23 protein-coding genes and 1 pseudogene are annotated in these 23,724 nt (G+C 60.8%); 18 read left to right on the forward strand and 6 right to left on the reverse strand.

Going from position 1 to position 23,724, the window contains the following annotated elements; all coding sequences use genetic code 11:
- Window positions 1-9: 9 nt before the first annotated feature.
- The 13 genes from antC (at window position 10) to F8N43_RS19505 (ending at window position 12,236) form a co-directional block, all read left to right on the forward strand.
- Window positions 10-1,032 (forward strand): anthranilate 1,2-dioxygenase electron transfer component AntC, encoded by a 1,023-nt coding sequence (antC, locus tag F8N43_RS19445; RefSeq protein WP_150632498.1) that lies wholly within the window; start codon window positions 10-12, stop codon window positions 1,030-1,032.
- A 105-nt stretch (window positions 1,033-1,137) separates the two neighbouring features.
- Window positions 1,138-2,298, forward strand: coding sequence for an ABC transporter substrate-binding protein (locus tag F8N43_RS19450; RefSeq protein ID WP_150637424.1), 1,161 nt, complete (start codon window positions 1,138-1,140; stop codon window positions 2,296-2,298).
- Between the two features lie 66 nt (window positions 2,299-2,364).
- Window positions 2,365-3,276, forward strand: coding sequence for a branched-chain amino acid ABC transporter permease (locus tag F8N43_RS19455; RefSeq protein WP_150654196.1), 912 nt, complete (start codon window positions 2,365-2,367; stop codon window positions 3,274-3,276).
- 10 nt (window positions 3,277-3,286) lie between these two features.
- Entirely contained in the window at window positions 3,287-4,303 is a 1,017-nt protein-coding gene (locus tag F8N43_RS19460; protein ID WP_150631564.1) for a branched-chain amino acid ABC transporter permease, read from the forward strand.
- Window positions 4,300-5,049, forward strand: a complete 750-nt coding sequence (locus F8N43_RS19465; protein WP_150631565.1) for an ABC transporter ATP-binding protein — start codon at window positions 4,300-4,302, stop codon at window positions 5,047-5,049. The genes F8N43_RS19460 and F8N43_RS19465 overlap by 4 nt, the downstream gene beginning before the upstream one ends.
- On the forward strand, window positions 5,042-5,728 hold the full coding sequence (locus F8N43_RS19470) for an ABC transporter ATP-binding protein (protein ID WP_150631566.1): 687 nt from the start codon (window positions 5,042-5,044) through the stop codon (window positions 5,726-5,728). The genes F8N43_RS19465 and F8N43_RS19470 overlap by 8 nt, the downstream gene beginning before the upstream one ends.
- Before the next feature lie 6 nt (window positions 5,729-5,734).
- Window positions 5,735-6,544, forward strand: coding sequence for an alpha/beta hydrolase (locus F8N43_RS19475; protein ID WP_150654197.1), 810 nt, complete (start codon window positions 5,735-5,737; stop codon window positions 6,542-6,544).
- A 236-nt stretch (window positions 6,545-6,780) separates the two neighbouring features.
- Window positions 6,781-7,725, forward strand: coding sequence for a PDR/VanB family oxidoreductase (locus tag F8N43_RS19480; protein WP_150637428.1), 945 nt, complete (start codon window positions 6,781-6,783; stop codon window positions 7,723-7,725).
- Window positions 7,726-7,742: 17 nt separating this feature from the next.
- Window positions 7,743-9,074: an aromatic ring-hydroxylating dioxygenase subunit alpha gene (locus F8N43_RS19485; protein WP_150654198.1), complete on the forward strand. Its 1,332-nt coding sequence runs from the start codon at window positions 7,743-7,745 to the stop codon at window positions 9,072-9,074.
- Window positions 9,064-9,597: an aromatic-ring-hydroxylating dioxygenase subunit beta gene (locus tag F8N43_RS19490; protein ID WP_150631570.1), complete on the forward strand. Its 534-nt coding sequence runs from the start codon at window positions 9,064-9,066 to the stop codon at window positions 9,595-9,597. Before F8N43_RS19485 ends, F8N43_RS19490 begins: the two co-directional genes overlap by 11 nt.
- Window positions 9,597-10,190 carry a cysteine hydrolase family protein gene (locus F8N43_RS19495; RefSeq protein WP_150654199.1) on the forward strand — a complete coding sequence of 198 codons (594 nt, stop codon included), beginning with the start codon at window positions 9,597-9,599 and terminating at the stop codon, window positions 10,188-10,190. The genes F8N43_RS19490 and F8N43_RS19495 overlap by 1 nt, the downstream gene beginning before the upstream one ends.
- Window positions 10,187-10,975 carry an SDR family oxidoreductase gene (locus F8N43_RS19500; RefSeq protein ID WP_150637431.1) on the forward strand — a complete coding sequence of 263 codons (789 nt, stop codon included), beginning with the start codon at window positions 10,187-10,189 and terminating at the stop codon, window positions 10,973-10,975. The genes F8N43_RS19495 and F8N43_RS19500 overlap by 4 nt, the downstream gene beginning before the upstream one ends.
- Window positions 10,976-11,003: 28 nt before the next feature.
- A complete protein-coding gene (locus tag F8N43_RS19505; RefSeq protein ID WP_150654200.1) occupies window positions 11,004-12,236 on the forward strand; it encodes a dienelactone hydrolase family protein in 1,233 nt (410 codons plus the stop codon).
- A 65-nt stretch (window positions 12,237-12,301) separates the two neighbouring features.
- On the opposite strand, the gene F8N43_RS19510 is transcribed toward F8N43_RS19505, so the two are convergent.
- The gene (locus tag F8N43_RS19510; RefSeq protein ID WP_150631573.1) at window positions 12,302-13,819 is read right to left on the reverse strand and encodes a nucleobase:cation symporter-2 family protein; all 1,518 of its coding nucleotides are present in this window, start codon (window positions 13,817-13,819) and stop codon (window positions 12,302-12,304) included.
- A 253-nt stretch (window positions 13,820-14,072) separates the two neighbouring features.
- On the opposite strand from F8N43_RS19510, the gene F8N43_RS19515 reads away from it, so the two are divergent.
- Both F8N43_RS19515 and F8N43_RS19520 read left to right on the forward strand, forming a co-directional pair.
- Window positions 14,073-14,354, forward strand: coding sequence for a BrnT family toxin (locus tag F8N43_RS19515; protein WP_150631574.1), 282 nt, complete (start codon window positions 14,073-14,075; stop codon window positions 14,352-14,354).
- A gap of 3 nt (window positions 14,355-14,357) precedes the next feature.
- A complete protein-coding gene (locus tag F8N43_RS19520; protein ID WP_150631575.1) occupies window positions 14,358-14,687 on the forward strand; it encodes a BrnA antitoxin family protein in 330 nt (109 codons plus the stop codon).
- Between the two features lies 1 nt (window position 14,688).
- Here the strand turns inward: F8N43_RS19520 and F8N43_RS19525 are convergent, their stop codons facing one another.
- From F8N43_RS19525 to F8N43_RS19535, 3 genes are all read right to left on the reverse strand, one after another.
- Complete coding sequence (locus F8N43_RS19525) at window positions 14,689-15,516, reverse strand: arylamine N-acetyltransferase family protein (RefSeq protein WP_150631576.1); 828 nt, start codon at window positions 15,514-15,516, stop codon at window positions 14,689-14,691.
- 112 nt (window positions 15,517-15,628) lie between these two features.
- Window positions 15,629-16,423 carry an exodeoxyribonuclease III gene (locus tag F8N43_RS19530; RefSeq protein ID WP_150631577.1) on the reverse strand — a complete coding sequence of 265 codons (795 nt, stop codon included), beginning with the start codon at window positions 16,421-16,423 and terminating at the stop codon, window positions 15,629-15,631.
- Window positions 16,424-16,525: 102 nt separating this feature from the next.
- Window positions 16,526-18,097, reverse strand: coding sequence for a GGDEF domain-containing protein (locus F8N43_RS19535; protein WP_150654201.1), 1,572 nt, complete (start codon window positions 18,095-18,097; stop codon window positions 16,526-16,528).
- Window positions 18,098-18,369: 272 nt separating this feature from the next.
- Here F8N43_RS19535 and F8N43_RS29770 point away from each other — a divergent pair.
- Window positions 18,370-18,833 (forward strand): annotated as a pseudogene (locus tag F8N43_RS29770) (LysR substrate-binding domain-containing protein); the annotation flags it as partial.
- 42 nt (window positions 18,834-18,875) lie between these two features.
- Here F8N43_RS29770 and F8N43_RS19545 read toward each other — a convergent pair.
- Window positions 18,876-19,277, reverse strand: coding sequence for a hypothetical protein (locus F8N43_RS19545; protein ID WP_150631579.1), 402 nt, complete (start codon window positions 19,275-19,277; stop codon window positions 18,876-18,878).
- Between the two features lie 101 nt (window positions 19,278-19,378).
- Window positions 19,379-21,121: a L,D-transpeptidase family protein gene (locus F8N43_RS19550; protein ID WP_150654202.1), complete on the reverse strand. Its 1,743-nt coding sequence runs from the start codon at window positions 21,119-21,121 to the stop codon at window positions 19,379-19,381.
- Window positions 21,122-21,202: 81 nt separating this feature from the next.
- On the opposite strand from F8N43_RS19550, the gene F8N43_RS19555 reads away from it, so the two are divergent.
- Both F8N43_RS19555 and F8N43_RS19560 read left to right on the forward strand, forming a co-directional pair.
- On the forward strand, window positions 21,203-21,907 hold the full coding sequence (locus F8N43_RS19555) for a murein L,D-transpeptidase catalytic domain family protein (RefSeq protein ID WP_150637441.1): 705 nt from the start codon (window positions 21,203-21,205) through the stop codon (window positions 21,905-21,907).
- 114 nt (window positions 21,908-22,021) lie between these two features.
- Window positions 22,022-23,719, forward strand: coding sequence for a copper resistance system multicopper oxidase (locus tag F8N43_RS19560; RefSeq protein ID WP_150654203.1), 1,698 nt, complete (start codon window positions 22,022-22,024; stop codon window positions 23,717-23,719).
- The last annotated feature ends 5 nt before the right edge of the window (window positions 23,720-23,724 follow it).

Here is a 23,724-nt window from a genome sequence, read left to right on the forward strand (position 1 = left end):
TTAACGCTCATGACGTACAAGGTCGCCTTCAGTTTCGCCGATGGCAAAACACTCTTCTGCAACGTGCAGAACAATGAAATCCTGCTCGACGCGGCCCTGCGCAGCGGAATCAAGATTCCGTTGGACTGCCGCGAAGGGGTTTGCGCGACCTGTCAGGGCCGCTGCGAATCCGGGCAGTACACTCAGGACTATGTGGACGATGAAGCACTGTCGGCCAGTGACCTGGCCGAGCGCAAGATGCTGACCTGCCAGACGCGCGTGCAGTCGGACGCGGCCTTCTACTTCGACTTCGATTCCAGTCTCTGCGGCAGCAGCGGCCCGAGCACTCTGCAAGGCACCGTGAGCGAGGTGCGACAGGTATCGCCGACCACCGCCATCGTGCATGTGGAAGTCGGTGCAGCGGGCGCGGCGCTCGACTACCTGCCGGGCCAGTACGCTCGTCTGCAGGTACCGGGCACCGAACATCGGCGCTCGTATTCCTTTGCCTGCGCGCCGGGCAGCAGCAACCTGCAGTTTCTCATTCGCTTGCTGCCCAGCGGCGTGATGACCGATTACGTGCGCGATCGTTGCCAGGTCGGTGACGTGATCCACATGGAAGCGCCGTTGGGTGCTTTCTACTTGCGTCATATCGACCGACCGCTGGTGATGGTGGCCGGTGGCACCGGGCTGTCGGCGTTCCTGGGCATGCTCGACCAGATTGCCGACCAGCACGGCTGCGGCCATCCGGTGCACCTGTACTACGGCGTGCGCGAGGCCGCGGACCTGTGCGAGGTCTCGCGCATCGAGGCCTATGCCGCACGCATCCCCGGGTTCCGTTTCACGCCCGTGGTCAGCAATCCCAACCCCGACTGGCCGGGCAAGACCGGCTATATCGCCGATCACCTGGAATTGGCCGAGTTGCGCGACCAGCCGTTCGACCTGTACCTGTGCGGCCCGCCGCCGATGGTCGAGTCAATCAAGGACTGGCGCCAGCAGCACGGCCTGGACCAAAGCCGCCTCTATCTGGAGAAGTTCACCGAGAGCAACAGCTGACACAGCACTTCCATAACAACAATCAATCGGCCCGACCGAACACTGAATCACTGCCCTCATCGATATCCACCGTGCGTTGGCACGACCTACTTCATAGGCCGCCTCATGAAAAACCTGGTATTGCGTGCATGTCTGGCAACCTCCCTCTGCGCAGCGACGGCTGCCCAGGCCGTGGAGCCTGTCCGAATCGGCTTCATCACCACCCTTTCCACCCCCGCCGGCTACCTGGGCGAAGACTCGCGGGACGGCTTCCAGCTGGCGATCGATCAGGAGGACGGCAAGCTCGGCGGTGTGCCGGTGCAACTCATTGTGGAAGATGACGGACTGCAACCGGCCAAGGCCAAGCAGATCGCCGACCGCATGAGCCTGGACGGTATTTCGCTGTACACCGGGGTGATTTTTTCCAACGTGCTGGCGGCCGTGATCAACACCGCCACAAAGGACGGTTTCTACGTCAGCAACAACACCGCGCCCTCGACCCTGGCCGGTGAAAAGTGCATGGCCAACTACTTCGTCGCCTCCTACCAGAACGACACCCCGCACGAGATGGCCGGTGTCGCCGCCAACGAGCTGGGCTACAAGAAGATGGTGATTCTGGCGCCCAACTATCAGGGCGGCCGTGACGCACTGGCCGGTTTCAAGCGCACCTTCAAGGGCGAAGTGACCGAGATCTACACCAAGCTCAACCAACTGGACTTCTCGGTGGAACTGGCGCGCGTGCGTGCGCTGGCGCCGGATGCGATCTTCCAGTTTCACCCGGGCGGCGGCGGCATCAACTTCGCCAAGCAGTACGGCGGCTCGGGCCTGTCGGCGCAAATCCCGATGGTGGTGCCGGTGTTCTCCATGGATGAACGTATGCTCGCCGCCACCGGCGATGTGGCCAAGGGCACCAACATTGTCACCCTGTGGAACCCGCAGTCGGACAACCCGGCCAACCAGGCCTTCGTCAAAGCCTTCACCGAGAAGTACAAGCGCGCCCCGACGGTGTATGCCGCCCAGACCTACGACACGGCACGACTGATCGGCGCAGCCCTGAAGACCTCCCAGGGCAATCTGAAAGATCAGGCGGCCTTCCGCTCGGCCATGAAGAACGTCAAGTTCGATTCCATTCGCGGTGACTTCAGCTTCGCCCAGAACCAGCACCCGGTGATCGACTGGTACCTGCTGCAAGTGCAGGCCGGCGCCGATGGCAAGCTGATCGAAGTGCCGATCAAGACTCTGGCGACCCGCCACGTCGACAGCTACGCCGCTCAATGCTCGATCTGACCGGCACCTGAGCCCCCGTCCTCGCCCTGCAGAAACCTGCGGGGCGTTTTCATGAGGAACGCAGTCATGTTATTGCTCGAACAGATTCTCAACGGCCTGCAATACAGCGCCTTGCTGTTTCTGCTGGCCTCGGGCCTGACCCTGATTTTCGGCATCATGGGCGTGATCAACCTCGCCCACGGTGCCTTTTACATGGTCGGCGCTTTTTGTGCCGCCTACACCGCCATGGCGACCGGCTCGTTCTGGCTGGGCGGCCTGGCCGCGCTGATCGGCTCGGCCTGCTATGGCGCGCTGATTGAAACCTCGATCATGCGCCACCTCTACAAACGCGATCACCTGGATCAGGTGCTGGCGACGTTGGCCGTGGTGTTTTTCAGCAACGAATTGCTGACCCTGATCTTCGGTCGCAGCCCACCGGCCATGCCCACGCCCGAATGGTATTCGAGTTTTGTCCAAGTGCTGCCGGGGCTGATGTACCCGGTCAGCCGGCTGCTGTTCATCATTGCAGGTCTGGTGGTGGCGGTCGGCATGTGGCTGCTGATCAACCACACGCGCCTGGGCATGCTGATTCGCGCGGGGGCCGACGACCATGAAATGGTCGGCGCGCTGGGCGTCAACATCGCCCGGCTGTACACCCTGGTATTCGTCTTCGGTTGCATGCTGTGCGGCCTGGCCGGCTTCATGGCGGCACCGCTGCTGTCGGTGGAAATCGGCATGGGCGAGAAGATCCTGATCACCACCTTCGTGGTCATCGTCGTCGGCGGTGTCGGTTCGGTGCGCGGTGCGCTGGTCGGTGCCCTGCTGATCGGCATGGTCGACAGCCTCGGCCGTGCCTACATTCCGCCGCTGCTGGACCAACTGCTGCCCAGCGAAACCAGCGGCACCCTGAGCGCCGGGCTGATTTCCGCCAGCGCCTACATCGTCATGGCCCTGGTGCTGCTGGTGCGTCCGCGCGGCCTGCTGCCGGCCCGTGCCTGAGGAGAACGCTATGTCACCACGCCTTATCATTGACCTTGCGTGCCTGGCGACCTTTGCCTGCATGCCGCTGCTGGCCCACTGGTTGCACGAACCCTACCTGGTCAGCTTCTTCACCCGCCTTGCGATTTACGGCATGGCGGCCATCAGTCTGGACTTGTTGATCGGCTACGGCGCCATGGTCAGCTTCGGCCATGCCGCGTTCTTCGGACTGGGCGGTTACATCGTCGGCATCGTTGCCTTCCACACGTCGCAAGGCATGCCGCTGTGGGGCTGGGAAGGCAGCAACAGCGCGCTGGTGGTGTGGCCACTGGCCCTGCTGGTATGCGCGCTGCTTTCGTGGCTGGTGGGTTATCTGTCGCTGCGTACCAGCGGCGTGCAGTTCATCATGATCACCCTCGCGTTCGGCCAGATGCTCTACTTCGTGCTTGGCTCGCTGTCGCTGTACGGCGGTGACGACGGCATCCTGCTCAACGAGCGCAATACCCTCGGCGCACTGGATCTGAGCGACGCCAACCACTTCTACTACCTGTGTGTAGCGTTGCTGGCCGGTTGGTTGCTGCTGTGTCGGCGGCTGGTCAATTCGCGTTTCGGTTTTGTCCTGCGCGGGCTCAAGCAGAGCGAGCGGCGCAGTGTCAGCCTGGGCCTCAAACCCTTGCGCTATCGCCTGACGGCCTTTGTGATCGCGGGCACCGGCGGCGGTCTGGCGGGCATTCTGTGGGCCAATTACGCGCTGTTCGTCAGCCCCGACATGGGCGCCTGGCACAAGTCCGGCGAGTTGATGGCGATGGTGATCCTCGGCGGCGTCGGTACCCTGCTCGGCCCGTTGCTGGGTGCGGCCACCTACCTGGGCCTTGAACAAGTGCTGAGCCAGTGGACCGAACACTGGATGCTGATTTTCGGTCCTCTGTTGCTGCTGGTGGTGCTGTTCGGCAAGAAAGGCGTTTACGGATTGCTGCTGAGCCTGTTGCAGCGCAAGCCGAACGTGGTTGCCGTCAAATCGAACACCGCCGTGGAGGCACGCCCATGAGCGCACAGCTATCGATTCGTGATCTGCACAAGGCCTTCGGCGCGGTGAAAGCCACCAACGGCGCCAGCCTGGAACTGGCCAAGGGTGAGTTGCACGCCATCATCGGCCCGAACGGCGCCGGTAAATCCACGCTGATCGCGCAGATCGCCGGGGAAATTTTCCCCGACCATGGCCAGATTCATCTCAACGGTCAGGACATCACCCGCGTACCGGCCTGGCAGCGGCCACGCCTGGGACTGGCGCGGGCCTTCCAGGTCAGTCAGCTGTTCACCGAGTTCACCTTGCTGGAGAACGTCGCCCTGGCTATCGCCGCTCGTGATGGCAAGGCGTTCGGCATGTGGCGTCCGCTGAGCCGCGACACCCGCCTGTTGGAACCGGCGCTTGGCTACTTGCAGCAGGTGGGCCTGGGCCCTCGCGCGCAAGACCCGGTCCACGAACTGTCCCATGGCGAACGGCGGCAACTGGAGATCGCCCTGGCCCTGGCTCAGGAAGCCTCGGTGCTGTTACTCGATGAGCCGATGGCCGGGATGGGCGCCGACGAATCCGCACGCATGACCGAGCTGCTGCACAGCCTCAAGGGCCGCTACGCAATCCTGCTGGTTGAACATGACATGGACGCGGTATTCGCCCTCGCCGACCGTATCACGGTACTGGTCTACGGTCAGACGGTGCTGACCGGCAGCGTCGAACAAGTGCGCAACGACCCGCAAGTGCGGGCCGCCTACCTGGGAGAAGAACATGCTTGAGGTTCAAGGCTTGAAAGCGGGCTATGGCTTGAGCCAGGTGCTGTTCGACATGCACCTGAGTATCGAGCAGGGCCAGGTGGTGTCGTTGATCGGCCGCAACGGCATGGGCAAGACCACCACGGTCAAATCAATCATGGGGTTGCTCAAGCCCAGTGCCGGCAGCATCCGCATCAACGGCACGGAAATGCGGGGTGCTGCGCCCTATCGCATCGCCAAGGCCGGCCTGGGACTGGTGCCGGAGGGCCGCCGCGCCTTCGGCACCCTGAGTGTGCGGGAAAATCTGCTGGCCACCGCCACGCGGGGCAAGTGGGACCTGGCGCGGGTCTATGAACTGTTCCCGCGCTTGCTGGAGCGCCAGGACCAGCTGTCTCGCACCCTGTCCGGTGGCGAGCAGCAAATGCTGGTGGTGGGCCGCGCGCTGCTGACCAACCCCAGCCTGTTGATTCTCGACGAAGCCACTGAAGGCCTGGCCCCCATCATCCGCGAGCAGATCTGGCGTTGCCTGGCCACCCTCAAGGCAGAGGGTGAGACGATTCTGGTGATCGACAAAAACCTCAAGGAAATGGCACGGGTAGTTGACCGTCATCACATCATTGAGAAGGGACGACAGGTCTGGGATGGCACCCCTGTGGAACTCGCGGCTCAACCCGAACTGTCGCAACGCTACCTGGGAGTGTGAGCAGCCATGGACCTCGATCAGGCTTACAACAACGTCGCAGCAGTGGGCGATTTTCCACAGATCATGCAGCGTTTTCGCCAGCGCAGCGCCGAGACCTATGCGAGCCACGCCTGGCAGCGTGATTTGCCCTATGGCGATGCCATGCGCGAGCGTTTCGACTGGTACGCCCACGCGGATGCCGGCGCGCCGACGCTGCTGTTCATTCATGGCGGTTACTGGCAGGCCTCGGACAAGGACGACTACGCCTTTATCGCCGAGGGGCTGATCGAGGCCGGCTTCAATGTCGGACTGCTCGAGTACACCCTGGCGCCCGAGGCGAACATGAGCACCATCGTCGGGCAGATCGGCAAGGCTCTGGACCACCTGATGGCGCACCGCGAAGCCTTGAACATCGGTCAACAGGTGGTGCTTTGCGGGCACTCGGCGGGAGGCCATCTGACCGCGCTGCATCGCCGACATCCGCTCGTGACCCTGGCCCTGCCGATCAGCGGCCTGATGGAGCTCGAACCCATCAGCCGCTGCTGGTTGAACGACAAGCTGCAACTGAGCCAAGAGGATATCCAGCGCTTTAGCCCGCAAAGGCTGATCGGCGACGGCGCACCGTTGCTCGTGACCGTGGGCGCGGATGAGTTGCCGGAGTTGATTCGGCACTCGCGCGAGTACGCCAGTGCCTGTCGCGAGGCCGGGCAGGCCGTGAACCTGGTCGAGCTTGCAAGGTGTCATCATTTCGCTGTGCTGGATGATCTGGCCCAGGCGGATGGCGAACACTTGCGGGCGCTGCTTGCGCACCTGAGGGCGACGCGTTCAACCCGATAACACACGTCATCGGTAACCCCCATCGCTCCCACAGGTATTGCACTGCCCTTGTGGGAGCGAGCCTGCTCGCGAAAAACGCCCGGACAACGCGATCATGCGGACAGGGCACCTCTTCGTTGGCGCCCATCCACCCTGCCAATCACTCTCGCCAGAAGTGGATACCGGTTTGCCTTTAACGGCTTTTTTGCCCTCACCAAGCTTCATACAGTGGCTACGAATTCAGACAGGAATTGCGTATGTCCAGCCTCTCGCTCAGGGTCGCACACATCGAGCTTTTGACCCCCAGAATCCGCCGCGTCCTGCTGGTGTCCAGCGACGCCCGACCACTGCCGGGCTTCACCGCCGGGGCGCACCTTGAGTTGCACGTACCCGGCAATCGCACTCAACGCCGGGCCTATTCGCTGGTCAACTTGCCCGACGGCGAGCACTACGAAATCGCCGTCCAGCTCGAAGCGTCGGGTACCGGTGGATCGCGTTGGGTGCACTCGCTCAAGGTCGGCGATGAACTGCTGGCCGAATCGCCACGCAACCACTTTCCACTGCATGAAAACACCGAACACGCACTGCTGATCGCCGGCGGCATCGGCATCACGCCGATGCTTGGCATGGCCCGGTCGCTGCGAGCGGCGGGCAAGCCCTTCACCCTGCACTACGCCGGTCGCGATGAAGCGCAGATGGCCTATCTGCCAGAGGCCCGCGCCTGCCAGGACAACCATTGCTGGATCAGCGGCGGCGACCCGCAAAAGCGCCTTCCTGCCGCTGCAATCCTGACCGCGCCAAGACCCGGTCTGCACCTCTACATCTGCGGCCCGACCGCCCTGCTCAACAGCGTGCTGGCCTGCGCTCGCGAACAGGGTTGGGCAGAAGATCACCTGCATTACGAACTGTTCAGCGGCGCCCTGGAAATGGCCGGCGATCAAGGCTTTGAGGTGCGCCTGCGCGAAAGCGGCGTGAGCCTGCAAGTGGCCGCCGGGCAAAGCGTGCTCGACGCCATGCTCCAGGCCGGCCTGGACCCGATGTTCGACTGCCGACGGGGTGACTGCGGCGTGTGCGTCGCTCAGGTCATCGACGGCCAGCCCGATCACCGCGACATCTGCCTGTCGGAGCGCGAGCGCGCCAGCGGCAGTTTCTGCACTTGTGTCTCCCGTACCCGCAGCGCGCTGCTGGTGCTCGATCTGTGACAAACCGAGGACATCCCGTGATACCGACCAACGAGCAAATTGCTGCCTTGATCCGTGAGGACAGCGTCCACAAGAGCGTCTACACCGACCCGACCCTGTTCAAGCTGGAGATGGAGCGCATCTACGGCAACGCCTGGATCTACGTCGGCCATGAAAGCCAGGTCAAGAACCCCGGCGACTACCACACCACCCGTCTCGGTGATCAGGACGTGATCATGGTGCGCGGCGCCAATCAGCTGGTCAGCGTGCTGTACAACCGCTGCCCGCACAAGGGCGCCAAACTGGTGGCCGACGGTGACGGCAGTGTCGGCAAATTCTTCCGCTGTCCGTATCACGCCTGGACCTTCAAACTCGACGGCCAGCATTTGTCGGCACCGCTCAAGAGCGGTTTCGAAGGCACCTGCTACGACCCCAAACACCCGGATTTCTCCATGGCCAGCGTCGCCCGCGTCGAGACCTATCGGGGCTTCGTGTTCGCCAGCCAGGCGGCGTTCGGGCCGGACCTGAAAGCATTTCTGGGTGGCGTCATCACCTCCATCGACAACCTCTGCGACCGTTCACCGGTGGGCGAAGTCGAGGTGGCCGGCGGCATCTTCCGTGTTCAGCAGCGCTCGAACTGGAAAGTGTTCTACGAGAACCTGCACGACACCATGCACGCCCGCGTGACCCACGAATCGTCGGTAGACGCTGCGCGTGACGAAGCCCAGGCCATCGGTGAAATGCCCTTCGAGCTGCTGATCATGGACGGCAATGGCGAACCCTACGACTTCTGGGAAAAACTCGAACTGCGCGCTTACCACAACGGCCACGGCTACATGGAAGCGATCTTCGACCCGGCCGCCGCCGAGCGCGACGAGGTCTCCCGTGCTCACTTCGAATGCCTGAGCCAGGCCTACGGCGAGCAGCGCGCCAAGGAAATCCTCGGCATGAACCGCCATAACACGGTGATCTACGGCAGCGGCTCGCCGCACACCGTGTTCATGCAGTTCCGGGTGATCCGCCCCATCGCGGTGGACCGGACCATGGTCGAGATCCAGACCTTCCGCTGCAAGGGCGCTCCGGATGCCGTGTTCGACCGCGCGCTGACCTACGCCAACGTCATCAACTCACCCTCCTCCAACGTGATGCCCGACGATGTCGAAGTCTACGCCCGCTGCCAGGAAGGCAACATGACCCGCGGTGGGGAGTGGATCAGCATGCACCGCTACGCCGGCACCGATAAGCCGTTGGAGGACGGCGCGGTGTCCACCAACGGCACCAGCGAACTGCCGATGCGCAACCAGTTTGCCGCCTGGAAACAGTTCATGACCGCCACCCTGATCGCCAAGGAGAGCACCCATGCTGCTTGACCGCCGAATCGACGTCGACACCCGCCAGTTGACCCCCGCCCAGGTTCCCGTCGAGACCCTGCGCCAGATCGAACAGTTTCTTTACCGTGAGGCGCGTCTGCTGGATGAGCGGCGTTTCTGGGAGTGGGACAAGCTGTTCACCGACACCGGCATGTACTGGGTGCCGCACAAGCACGAGCAAGCCAACCCGTTCGACCATATCTCGCTGTTCTGGGAAAACCGCATGCTGCGCGAGGTGCGGATTCGGCGGGTGGAAAACGCCCGCAACTGGTCTCAGCAACCGCAAACCCAGACCGCGCACCTGGTCGGCAATGTGCTGGTCGAGGGGCTCGACGCCCAAGGCCTGCTGGTGGTCAGCGCCAGCTTCCAGTACAGCGAGTGGCGTCTGGAGCAACGTCAACTCGCCGGTCGCTACACCTATAAATTGGCCGCTCAGGACGGCGGTGACTGGCAGATCCAGCTCAAGCGCGTGGACCTCATCAACTGCAACGATGTGTTCGCCAACCTTGAGGTATTCGTGTGATGAACGCGCCGGTGGTGATCGCCCTGCACTATCAGAATGACGTGTTGCACCCCGATGGCAAGATAAGGGTCGGGCTGGGGTCCGAAGACAGCGTGCGCGCCGCACTGCTCGACGCCGCCGGCAGATTACTGGCTGGCGCACGCGCCAAGGGTTGGCCTATCGTTCACGTGCGTGTGGCGTTCCGACCGGACTACGCCGACCTGATCCAGAACGCGCCAATTCTGCGCACGGTCGCCACCCTCGGCGCTGTCCGGGAGGGCAGTTGGGGAGCGGAGTTTTTCAGCACCCTGGCGCCGCTGGACAGCCGCACTGAATTCGTCGTCACCCACAACCGGATCAACGCTTTTTATGGCTCACCGCTGGAAACCGTGGTGCGCCAGTTCAATCCTTCGCACCTGTTGATCGCTGGCGTGGCGACCCATTCTGTAGTGGAGAGCACAGTGCGCCATGCGGTGGATTGCGGATTCGAGGTGACGGTGGCAGCAGATGCCTGCGCCAGCGCGGACAGCGGCGCGCATGTGGCCTCGCTGGCGAGCATGGCGCTGATCGCCCGTATCAGCCACGTCAAGGAAGCACTGGAGGACTTGGCATGATGCTCGAAGGCAAAGTGGCGATTGTGACCGGCAGTACTCAGGGACTGGGCCTGGACATCGCTCGGCAGCTGTTGGCCGAGGGCGCTCGGGTGATGCTGGTGGGGCGTAACGCCGACAGCGGTCAGGCATTGGCGCAAGCAATGGGTTGCGGATTTTCAGCCTGCGACGTGGAGCGCGACGAAGATATCGACGCGTGCATCACAGCCACGCTGGCCCGCTTCGGCAGGCTCGACATTCTGGTCAACAACGCTTGCCTGTACGCCGATCAGGGACTGGCCTCTGACCGCGCACAGTGGCTGAAAACCCTGAACGTCAATCTGGTGTCGGCGGCGATCTTTACCCAGAAGGCCGCCGTGCATCTGCCCAGCGGCGGCGTGGTCATCAACATTGGCAGCACCGGCGGTAAATTCGGCGCAGCCGGGCGTGCACTCTACCCCGCCTCCAAAGCCGGCATCCTGCAACTGACGAAAAACCTGGCCATGACCCTGGCCCCGGAGCAAGTCCGGGTGCTGAGCGTATCCCCGGCCTGGACCTGGTCGCCCAGCGTCGCCGACCTGAGCGACAACGATCCGCAGCTGGCCGATCGGGTCGGAGCCCCCTTTCACCCGCTCGGGCGCATTGGACGGGGCCATGAAGTAGCAAGCGTGGTGGCCTTTCTATGCAGCGCCGGTGCCGGCTGGATGACCGGTGTCGACGTGCCGGTGGACGGCGGCTTTTCGATCCTGGGGCCAGACCGTGGCGTGTCGCCGCGAGTGTGGTTTCAACAATACCGTGACAGCCAATAAAACCTGATAACCGAATGAGGTAGACAACATGGGCAAGATGATTGAGATCCGGGCAACGGACAGCAACGCCACGTTCAGCGGTTACCTGGCCCTGCCGGCCAGCAGCAAGGGCCCCGGGGTGGTGATCGGCCAGGAGATTTTCGGGGTCAACGCCAATATGCGCGCGGTGGCCGATTTCTATGCCGAGGAAGGCTACGTGGCTCTGGTGCCGGACCTGTTCTGGCGCCTGCAACCGGGCGTTGACCTGGGCTACACCGAAGCGGATTTTGCCGCTGCCATCGACCTGTTTCAGCGTCTGGACGTGGACAAGGCAATCACCGACATCGACGCCAGCTTCAAAGCCCTGCGTGCCCTGCCTGAAGTCGAAGGCTCGGGCCTGGGTTATGTCGGCTTCTGCATGGGCGGCAAACTGGCCTGGCTGACTGCCGCACGCACCGATGTGGCCTGCTCGGTCGGCTACTACGGCATGGGTATCGAACACCTGCTGCACGAATCGGAAAACCTCACGGGCCGGCTGGTACTGCATTTTGCCGAGAACGATGGCTACTGCGACGCCAATGCCCGCGCCCGGATCAGCGAGCACCTGGCCGGCAGCGACAAAGCCGAAATCTACGTGTACCCAGGCGTCGACCATGCCTTCGCCCGGGCCGGGGGCTCACACTACGACAAGCCCGCCTCGCTGATGGCCCATGAACGCAGCATCGCCGCACTCAAGCGCGAGATCGGCCCCCACTTCAACCTGTCAGCCCTGTGGGAAGAACACATCCGCCACGAATTCGAGACCCGCGACGTACCCGCCACCATGGCAACCATGGTCGCCGAACCCTACGTCAACCATATCCCGACCATGACCGGCGGCGTCGGCGCCAGGGAACTCAGCCGCTTCTATCAACACCATTTTGTCCACGGCAATCCACCGGACATGAAGCTCATCCCGATTTCCCGCACCATCGGCGCATTGCAGATCGTGGATGAATTCATCATGTGTTTCACCCACAGCACCGAAATCGACTGGATGCTGCCCAACGTCGCACCGACCGGGAAGTACGTCGAGATACCGATGCTGGGGGTGATCAAGTTCCGGGGCGACAAGCTGTACCACGAACATATCTACTGGGACCAGGCCAGTGTGCTGGTGCAGATTGGCTTGTTGAACCCTGAAGGGCTGCCGGTGGCAGGCGTGGAAACGGCGAGAAAGCTGTTGGATGAACAGCTGCCGTCCAATACGTTGATGGGTCGCTGGACGCACAGCGGGCAATAGCGACCGACAATGAAAAAGGCCGATCTGTCACTCAACAGATCGGCCTTTTTTCATTCAATCAAACGTCAGACATGCTCACTGCTTTTCGCCTGCACCACCCGTGGCTCTCCATGCCCAGGGTCCGCCTCTACCACCGGGATCTCTTTGCCGTCGCAGTCACGCAACTTGCCTTCGCTGAAGTAATCCCCTTCGCGCAACGCCGCCAAGTCCTGGTACCGCAGGACCCGTTCAGTACCGGCGGCAAACACCGACTGCTGATCCGAGTTACCGGCAGTGAGGTGGTTGAAGGTCAGGTTCAGCACGATGGCCATGATCGCCGAGGAGCTGATGCCCGAGTGGAAGATCGTGGCGAACCAGCTTGGGAAGTGGTCGTAGAAATTTGGCGCAGCGATGGGGATCATGCCAAAACCGATGGAGGTGGCGACGATGATCAGGTTGACGTTGTTGCGGTAGTCGACCTTGGACAGCGTGCGAATGCCGCTGGCCGCCACGGTGCCGAACAGCACGATCCCGGCGCCGCCGAGCACGGAGGTCGGAACAGCGGCGATGACCCGGCCCATGAAGGGCAGCAGGCCGAGGATCACCAGAAACAAGCCGCCGGTGGCCACCACGAAGCGGCTCTTGATCCCGGTGACCGCCACCAGACCGACGTTCTGAGCGAACGCGCTTTGGGTAAAAGAGCCGAAGATTGGCGCGATCATGCTCGACAGCATATCGGCGCGCAGACCGTTGCCCAGGCGTTTGGAGTCGACCTTGGTGTCGATGATTTCACCGACCGCAAGGATGTCCGCCGAGGTTTCCACCAGCGTCACCATGACCACGATGCACATCGACAGGATCGCAGCGAAGTGGAAGGTCGGCATGCCGAAGTGGAACGGCGTCGGGAAGCCGAACATCGGGCCTTGGGTGACGGACGAGAAATCCGCCATGCCGAGGAACACCGCGATGACTGTGCCGATCACCATGGCCAACAGAATCGAGAGCCGGGAGATGGTCGCGCTGCCGATTTTGCTCAACAACAGCACCAGCACCAGCGTCACCGCCGCCAGACCGATGTTCGCCATGCTGCCGAAGTCTGGCGCATGACTGTTGCCCCCCATGGCCCAACGCGCGGCCACCGGCATCAGCGTCAGGCCAATGGTCGTGATCACGATGCCCGTCACCAGCGGCGGGAAGAATTTGGTGATTCGCGAGAACACCGGCGTGATCAGCAAACCGATCAACGACGCGGCAATCACCGCCCCCAGGATCGACTGAAACCCGCCCTCCCCGCCACTGCTGACAATGGCCACCATCGTCGCGACGCCCGAGAACGACACGCCCTGCACCAGCGGCAACTGACAACCGAAAAACGGTAAACCGAGGGTCTGCAGCAATGTCGCCAAGCCCCCCGCAAACAATGAAGCAGCAATCAACAAACCGATGTCCGCCGGCGAGAGCCCGGCCGCCTGGCCGATGATCAAAGGCACCGCGACGATGCCGCCGTACATGGTCAAAACGTGTTGCAGGCCGTAAGCCATATTCGCGCCGACCCCGAGGTTTTCGTCCTCAGGCCGTTGGTGTGAAACATGGGGCGTTTTCATGGTTGGGGGGTTCCCTGGTTTTTGTTATGCGCACACTGTATGCAAGACTCAGGACAAATGTCTATAGAGTTGTATACAACTAATCGGTCAGATTATGGACACCCGTCCATGTAGCCCTTTTCCTGCGCTGTTTTCCCCTCCAAAAAACATTTGAAATACATCCCTCCTTTGTCTTCTCCCCCGCCCGCTAGTCTTTGGCATTCCAAGCGACCATCGGTACGGACGCCCCCCATATACATATAAAGTATGCATAATAAAGTCATTCGAAATTCAGTCTCACAAGGCAAAGAACGCAGCGAACAAGTTAAAGCATCAGGGGATCAGCCTCGCGGAGACAGAGGCCGTGTTTTATGACGAGAGAGCCCTCTCGCCGCAGGACAACCATCACGATGAGCAGCGGTGGATCATCATGGGGCTGGATGCCAAAGGTCGCTTGTTGGTCGTTGCGTACACGTATCGCGAGCCGAATTTCGTTCGAATCATTGCCGCGCGCATCGCTACCAAAAATGAGCGGTGCCGATATCTGGAGGCTTGAACCATGAAAGACGAATACGATTTCAGCAAGGCCAAACGCGGAGCGGTTGCCTCCGGCAAAGGCAAGACCCGAATCACCATCATGCTTGACGATGTCGTGTTAGACGCGGCGCGTACCGCAGCCGAGAGTGAGGGATTCGGTTATCAGACGGTGATCAACAACACCTTGCGCCAGGCCTTGCTCGGCGATGGAAGCAAGACAGCGGCCATCCCGAACACCGCTGTTGCAAACTCTGGACATTTCAAGGAAGGAATAACCGCCTCCGAACTAAAAAACCTGGAGAAAAAACTATCAGAGGTACTCAGTGAAATTCATCGCGTGATGAAGCCATGAGCTACGTCGCCACGATCAGCCGTGCAAGCACCTGTTTCAACGCCATGTGCTCCGGCACCCGAATCCCGAACTCGCTCCCCAGCAACCCCACCAGCTCATCCACACTCGCCACCTGCCGACGTTCGCTCTCGCTGCCGATCCGGTGAATGGCAAAACTGCCGTTGTTAAGCGTGCGCCGCCAGCCTTCTCCCGTCCGCGCCACCATCAGTTGACTGGCAAAAGATGATTCAGGATGGGTCGAGACGTACCAGTTGCCGACGGCGAAATCGATGTCTTCCTGCCGTTGCAGGTCGAAGATGTACATCGCCCGCCACTCACCGGCAATGTTGGCGCGCAAGGTATAGCCATCGGCATGTTGCTCGATGCGATAGGGTTCGTGGGGCGTGCGCTGTTCGGCCGGGGTGTCGAGCAGCAGCGGCGCCGTAGGCACCATGCCACCGAAGCCGACATCGGTGATGTAGCGCACGCCGTCGAGAGTAACCAGGCTCAAACGGTGCGTACGAGCGGTCCATGCGCCCTCGGGCTGGCCCATGACCACCCGACCGCTGATGCCTGTAGCGTCGAAACCCAGCGCCTGAAGCAGCGACAGAAACAAATTATTGAGTTCGTAGCAGTAACCACCGCGACTTTCGTGCAGGACTTTTTGCTCGATGGACGGCAGGTCGATGAGCACGGGTTCGCCTGACAGCGTGGTGAGGTTTTCAAACGCGAATGCACCGGTGTGGCGCAGCTGCAGTTGACGCAGGGTTTCCAGGGTCGGCGCCGGTGGCGCGTCGAAACCCAGGCGTTGCAGGTACAACGAAAGATTGCTCAGGCGTGATTCGCTCATGGCTCGGTCCTTATGCAGGGGGCGCAGATCGCTGTGCCGGTGGTCGCCATGTATAAGGGATAAAGCGGTACGACCGACAATTGATTTAGCCAATCGCCACCCGCCCGAAAAATCAACGCTGCTTGCGCGAACTCAGTCGAATCCACGTCGGTGCGTGGTCACTGGCATGCGGCTCATTGCGGACCCAGGCATCGACACCGGCCTCTTGCAGATAAGGGCTCAGCGCCGGGTTGAGCAACAGATGGTCAATGCGCAACCCGGAATTTTTCTGCCAGTGCTGTCTGAAATAATCCCAGAAGGTGTAGAGCCGATCCTCTGGATAAAGATGACGCAGGGAATCGGTCCAACCCTGGTTCAGCAACCGCTGATAACACTCGCGGCTTTCCGGCTGGAGCAATGCGTCCTTGAGCCAGGAGCGTGGGTTGTAGATATCCAGGTCGGTCGGCACCACGTTGTAGTCACCCGCCAGCACTACTGGGTGTTCACTGCGCTGGAGATCCTCGGCATAGGCGATCAACCGCTCGAACCACGCGAGCTTGTAATCGAACTTCGGCCCTGGCTGCGGATTGCCATTGGGCAGGTACAGACAGCCGACCAGCACACCATGCACGGCGGCCTCCAGATAACGACTCTGAGTGTCGCTGTCACCCCCCGGCAAACCCCGCCGACTCTCCAGCGGTTGCGCATCCCGCGCCAGAATCGCCACCCCGTTCCACGATGATTGGCCTTGCCAGATCGCGCCGTAACCGGCCGCCTCAAGTTCTGCGGCGGGAAACGCACTGTCCACCGACTTCAGCTCCTGCAAACAGGCGATGTCCGGCTTTTCCCGCTCCAGCCAGGCCAGCAGGTTTGGCAGTCGGGCGCGCATGCCGTTGACGTTGAACGTTGCGATTCGCAGATTCTTCATGGGCCGACACTCCGGATGAGGGTGTTCAGTGTGTGACCTCCATACCTTCAGGTGGTTGCTCGGCGCACAACAGGTAACGACTTGGATCATGCCGCAGTTGTCTCAACGATCCGAGCGTAACAACTCCTCGATGCCGCCTTCAATCGACAGCACCGCCGAACGGTTGCGTCCAGAATGCTTGGCCTGATACAACGCGGCATCCGCACGCCCGATGAACACTTCGGGGCTGTCCAGGCGCGTGGGTACAAATGAATGGCAGCCCAGGCTGACCGTGACGAAACCGTTGGGCGAACCGCTGTGGCTGATGTTTTTGGCCATGACCGCGCGACGGATCTGCTCGGCAATGACCACCGCACCGTGAATATCGGTATCCGGCAGCAACACTGCGAATTCCTCGCCGCCGTAACGCACTGCCAGATCGGCTTTTCGATGACAGCAACTCTTTACCGCCCGCGCCACTTCCGCCAGGCAATGGTCCCCCGCCACATGGCCGTAAGCGTCGTTGTAGCGCTTGAAGTAATCGATATCGACCATGATCAGGCTCAATGAACTCGACTGACGGGTGCCACGGCCGAACTCGATGTCCAGCGCCTGCTCGAACAGTCGACGATTGGCCAGGCCAGTCAGGCTATCGTGGGTCGCGATCAGCTTCAACGCCTCCTTGGCCTTGCGCAAATCCGCCTCGACCCGCTCGCCGAGGCGGACCTGACGCACGAACACCCAACCGAACAGCCCCACGCCGATCACGACCAGGGCAACAATGATGCTGGATTGATACGCGGTCTCGTACCAACTCTTGAGTATCGAATCCCTGGACGATGCCGCCGACACCACCAGCGGATAGGCGCCGAGCTGACGGTAGCCATACAACCGCACGATGCCATCGACCGCCGAACGGAATGTTGCATTGCCAGAGGGTGCGTTGGGCAGCAAGGTCTGAAAGATCTCGCCATTGGCCAACGACGTGCCGATCTGCGCTTCGACAAACGGCCGGCGCGCCAGCAGCGTCCCGTCAGTCAGCCCCAAAAACATCGAGCCATCGTCATCAAGACTGAAGCTTTTGAAGAACTGGTCGAAGTAGGACATCTTGATGCCGGCCAGCAAAACGCCCTGAAAAAGGCCGTTTTTGTCGTTCACGCGTTTGGAGACCGGAATGATCCATTCGCCATTCTCGCGACTGCGAATAGCCGGACCGATGTGCGCCACCGACGATATGTTCTGCTGGTGATACATAAAGTAGTCGCGGTCTGCCACGCCATTTCCACGAGGCAGATCCGCAAAAGAAGTCACGATCCACTGGCCATTCTGATCAAACAGAAAGATCCCGTGGAATTGACTCAGCGCCTGCACCCGCCGGGCGAACGTTTTCTGAAGGCGTGGCCGCTGCGGCGGACCGAAGCCGTCGACCTGAATCCAGTCAACCAGACTGGTCAACACCAGATCGGCTTTCATGAAGGTGTCTTCGGCGTGCTGCGCCATGGCTCGCGTGAGGTTCGATGACGCCACTTCGGCCACCGCCAGATCGTGCCGACGCGATTGCTCCAGTTGCAGGTAAAGCAAACCGCACAGGCACAGACACACCACAGCAATGAACAATAAGGCTGCCTTGCGCAGAGGTAACCGTTTCAGAGCAACGCCAGTAGCGACGTGCGGGTCGTCTTGGAGAATAGACAAAGCTCATCCTGTAAGGGTAAGGCATGGGCGAAGGCCCAAAACCCTTAATGATTACGAGCTTAGTCTACGGGATGGTACGGGGCAATTGTCCTTTAGACAGGCGTCGCATCGCACTGTGCAAGTGCGCCCGCGCACTTTCTGCATCTCCCAGGCGCATTTGCTCGTAGGCCCTTTGCGCAATGGCGGAAAAGTGATTGCAGATCCCCTCCTCCAGCCCAACGACCGGTGCCACGGTCGATCCACACGCAGCGAAAATGCATGTCGCGCTAAACGTCAGCGGCATGAGCACCGATCTCAAGCAGAAGCTCGCCATGGGCGCCATCGACATTGCACTGGTCAAGCGTGAACCGGATAGCGGCCCAAGCTGGGCGGCATGGCCGCAGGTGCTGCTGTGGGTCAAGGGTGCGGGGGTCGACTCAGCCCAGGGCGTTTTGCCATTGGCGTTGTTTCCGCAGGGCTGCATTTACCGGCAACGGGCGATCCGTCTGCTGGATGTGGCTCAGCGGCCACGGCGGATTGCGTTGGCAGCCACAGTCTGACGGGAATTCAGGCGGAGGCGTCCGGGTTGGGCCTCTCGGTGCTGCCCGCATCGGCGGTGTTGCCAGAGCACACTGTGTGCACGGATCTACCGGACTTGCCACCGACAGAGTTGGCGTTGATCAGTCGGGAAGGCGCGCTGACTGGATTGCAGCGAGGGCTGGTGGAGTTTTTGCGGGAGGCGTTAGGCAAGGCATGAATGGGCGATCCAGGAGCGCCCATTCATCGGCGGGAATCCGACTCAGGGCGTAGTTTTCAAATGCCCGTGGACTCTCCCGTTTTTCGGATCGACAAACCAGTATTCGTTATTGGCCGTCTTCACCTGCCCGCATTCGGTTGGATAGCCTTTCGCTTCGATACAAAGAACTCCGTCTTTCAACGTCCACTTTTCCTTCTCCGGTTTGTAGGGCGCCTGCTCGAACACCTCTACTCCGTTCGGCGCAAAACTCATTGAAAAAGGGTGACTGCCCTCTCGGGTGGTCCCGTAAAACTTCCTTCCTACCAACGCGCCAGTGATTTGCGCATCGTCAAGCGTAACCGCCGATGCAGGCACTGGTGGTGGCTCGTAATTACTCCGGGGAGTGGTTGCGCACCCTGCCAGGCAGGTCAACAGGATGGACGCGCCGAACTTTAATGAAGTCATGCCACACCTTCCTTGTTAGCACCGGAAGAATTTCCGGTAAATCAAAGATTAGGCGAAGCTGTTTTGGTGACCCGGGGTAAGCGCCGAACGGTTGACGGCCATTACGGCTGCCCCGTCGCCACCGACGCCGTCGCCGCATGTAGATTCAACACCGGCATTTGCGCAGGACGATTCAACGCCCGCAGTACGGGTGCATCGTAGCCGTACACATCCGGTTTGAATGACACGCGCCCGTCGCTGCCCAGATCGACTGTCCAATAGGCCAACAACACCGGTACTTTCACCGGCAGTCGAATGTTCTCGGTCTTGCCATTGGCCAGCTGTTTCTGAATACCGGCGCTGTTCCATTTAACCGGGTCGTTGAACAATAACTCCACCAGTTGCAGCGGATTTTCCACCCGGATGCAGCCCGAACTGGTCGCACGGACAGTCTTGGAAAACAACTCGCGATGCGGCGTATCGTGAAGGTAAATCGCGTAGTCGTTGGGGAAGCGGATCACCACCTGGCCCAGAGAACTCTCGGGCCCGGCATCCTGGCGCAAACTGATGCCACGCGGGTGGGTCCAGTCGACGCCCGCAGGGTCGAGCTCGTTGCCTTCACCATCGATCACGCGAATACGGTTGGCGGCCAGGTAACCGGGATTACTCTGGATCTTCGGCAGCACGTCTTCCTTGAGGATCGTCGGCGGCACCGTCCAGGTCGGATTGAACGTGATGTAGGTGATCTGCGCCTGAAAGATCGGCGTATTGCGCGCCGCTTTTCCGACTTGCACCCGGGACCGCCATATCGGCTGGCCATCGCGGTACATCGCCACTTTATAGCCGGCGATATCAACGATAACGAACGTGCCTTGAAGTTTATAAAGCAGCCAACGCGCGCGCTCCATGTTCACGCGAACCTGATCAATGCGTGCGTCCACGGGCACATTCAAGGCCGCTAGCGTGGTCGCCCCCGCCATGCCATCCGCTCCGAGGTATTGCTCGCTCTGATACTTCTTCACCGCTGCGGTGACGGCGCTGTCGTACTTCGTACCGTGGATCAACCGCGGATCGAGAAAACCTGCCGCGACCATCCTCGCCCGCAACTGCGCGACAGCCGGTTCGTCCATGCCAGGCTTGAGCGAATGGTCTACGAGCACTTGCGGCCAACCGCCCCGATCACGAATACCGCGCAATTGCGCCAGCGCCTGACGCAACCCCACGTACACCGCTTCTTGCGGCGGAGCGAGGGCAAACGCCTTCGCGACATCGTGATTGTCGAGCGCCGCGAAGAAAGCATTGACGTCGTCGCGCGGGTCGACGCCATTGGCGTCAAAATTCCAGTGAATATCCAGCCGCGAAGGATCGACCTTGCCCCGCCGCAACTGTAGCAGCGCAGTAATAAAGGTATGCGTCGTCGCCAAATCAAAAGCCGCCCGTTGCTCAGGGGTCACTGGCGTGGTCAGCATTGTGGTCTGGGACCGGATCAGTTCATCAATATGAAAATCCGCCGGGTTCAAACCATCGGCTTCAGTCGCACCCAGGCTGGCGATCAATTGTGCGACATCGCGGTCATTCGTCCACGCTGCGCGATAAGCGCGATGCGTATAAAAATCCATGACCAGACGGCTGACCTCCACGCGCCGATGACGAGGTGCAGTCAGCAAAGGCGGAAACGCAGTTTTCAGCGGTTCCAGCGAAGCCTGAATCGCCTGACCGACGTTGTCGTCTGCTTCAGCCTCAAAAACGGAGTTAGGCGCAATTGTCGGCTCAATCGGCGAAGTTTCCGCAAGCGCCGTGCCGCTGATCAGAAAGCCCATAAAAAATACGCGGCTTATGACGAATAACCTTGTTAAAAGCACCATGGATAATCCTTAATCTCCCGCATTCAACGCCTGGCTTTCAATGCACTGCTAGACTCGAACTTAACATGATGAGACATCTATATGGCGCCACTACGTATTGGCTATCTACTGCCGACCCTGCTATTGACAGCAATGTCCGTACCGTTAGCCTACGCCGATTCGCTCGCGGCCGCCCTCATCAAAGCGGCCCCGAAAGCCAACGCCAACGTCATTAACCTTGCCGTTCGCGCCTCGCAATGCAGCATCGCTCAAGGTGCGGCTCCTGTCCAAAGACTCGCGGTGATTGATTACTCCTTGCCGTCCACCGAACAGCGCCTGTGGGTGTTCGATTTAAAGAAGCGCAAGTTGCTGTTTCATGAACTGGTCGCCCACGGGCGCAACAGCGGCGAGAACATGGCCGTCAACTTCTCCAATCAAAATGAAAGCTTCGCCACCAGCCTTGGGCTGTATCGCACGCAGCAGAGCTATGTCGGGCAGAACGGTTACTCGCTGCGCATGGAAGGCCTGGAGCCGGGTTTCAACGACAATGCGTTTGACCGGGCGATCGTGATTCATGGCGCGCCTTACGTCAGTCCAGTGCTCGCACGGGTCAATGGCCGAATCGGTAGAAGCCTGGGCTGCCCGGCCGTACGGCCGGCGATTGCGCACAAGCTGATTGATTCGATGAAAGACGGGCAGTTGTTGTTTTCGTACTACCCGGATCAGCGCTGGCTGAAGAAATCTTCGTATATCAATTGCGGTAGCGGGACCGTGGCCACGGCGTCGAAATCCACCACCAACCGTTGAATGCAGCGTGAACCTGTCAAAAGTGTAATCTCCACCTCAGCCTGCTGAAAGGCATCGCCCGCTAGCCTAGCCGTCAAGTTGTCTCCCAACTGACGGACCGGGATAAAAAACGGCATGCACTCCAACACTTCAAGACGCACCTTCGTGAAAGGGCTCGCTGCGGGCGGGCTGCTCGGTGGCCTCGGGTTATGGCGCACGCCTGTGTGGGCAGTCACCAGCCCTGGCGAACCGCAGGTGTTGGCCGGCACCGAGTTCGACCTGTTCATCGGCGAAACACCGATCAACATCACCGGCAATCCGCGCAACGCGATGACCATCAACGGCGGCATCCCCGGCCCATTGCTGCGCTGGCGTGAAGGCGACACGGTCACGCTGCGGGTGAAGAACCGGCTCAAGGAAAACACCTCCATTCACTGGCATGGCATCTTGCTGCCGGCCAACATGGACGGCGTGCCAGGGCTGAGTTTTCACGGCATCGAACCCGGCGGCATGTACGTTTACACATTCCAGCTCAGGCAGAACGGCACTTACTGGTATCACAGCCATTCGGGTCTTCAGGAACAGTCCGGCGTTTATGGCCCACTGGTGATCGACGCCAAGGAACCGGAACCTTTCCAGTACGACCGAGATTACGTGGTGATGCTGACCGACTGGACCGACGAAGACCCGGCCAGCCTAATGAACACCCTGAAAAAACAGTCCGATTACTACAACTACAACAAGCGTACCGTCGGCGATTTCATACACGATGTCAGCGAGAAAGGTTGGGCTTCCACGGTCACCGATCGAAAGATGTGGGCCGAAATGAAGATGAATCCCACAGACCTCGCCGACGTCAGCGGCGCCACCTACACCTTCTTGATGAACGGCCAGGCACCGGACTCGAACTGGACGGGCGTGTTCGGTCCGGGTGAAAAACTGCGGCTGCGGTTCATCAACGGCTCCGCCATGACGTACTTTGACGTGCGCATTCCCGGGCTGAAAATGATGGTGGTCGCTGCGGATGGGCAACACGTCAAACCGGTGAGTGTCGATGAGTTTCGCATTGCGGTGGCGGAGACGTTTGATGTGATTGTCGAGCCGACCGAAGCGGCTTACACCTTGTTCGCCCAGTCGATGGATCGGACCGGCTTCGCACGCGGCACGCTTGCAGCGAAGGCTGGTTTATCCGCGCAGGTACCGCCGCTGGACCGTCGCCCGCTGGTGACCATGGATGACATGGGCATGGGTGGAATGGATCACGGCAGCATGGCGGGCATGGATCACAGCGCCATGGCCATGCCCGGTATGCAGTCTCATCCAGAGACGGAAAAAGACAACCCGCTGGTGGACATGCAAGCCATGACCACCGCCCCAAAACTCGACGATCCCGGCCTGGGCCTGCGCAACAACGGCCGACGCGTCCTGACCTATTCCGACCTTCGCAGCACCTTCGAAGACCCGGACGGCCGCGACCCGAGCCGCACGATTGAACTGCACCTCACCGGCCACATGGAAAAATTTGCCTGGTCGTTCAACGGTGTGAAGTTCTCCGACGCCGAACCTGTGCGCCTCAAATATGGCGAGCGGGTTCGGGTGGTGCTGGTCAACGACACAATGATGACCCACCCCATCCACCTGCACGGCATGTGGAGCGACCTCGAAGACGAGAACGGCCAGTTCATGGTGCGCAAACACACGATCGACATGCCCCCCGGCTCCCGGCGCAGCTATCGGGTAACCGCCGATGCACTCGGCCGCTGGGCCTATCACTGCCATCTCCTGTACCACATGGAAATGGGCATGTTCCGTGAAGTTCGCGTGGAAGAATGAGACGC

Origin of the sequence: Pseudomonas fluorescens (assembly GCF_902498065.1) — a bacterium.
Lineage (GTDB): Bacteria > Pseudomonadota > Gammaproteobacteria > Pseudomonadales > Pseudomonadaceae > Aquipseudomonas > Aquipseudomonas fluorescens_BJ.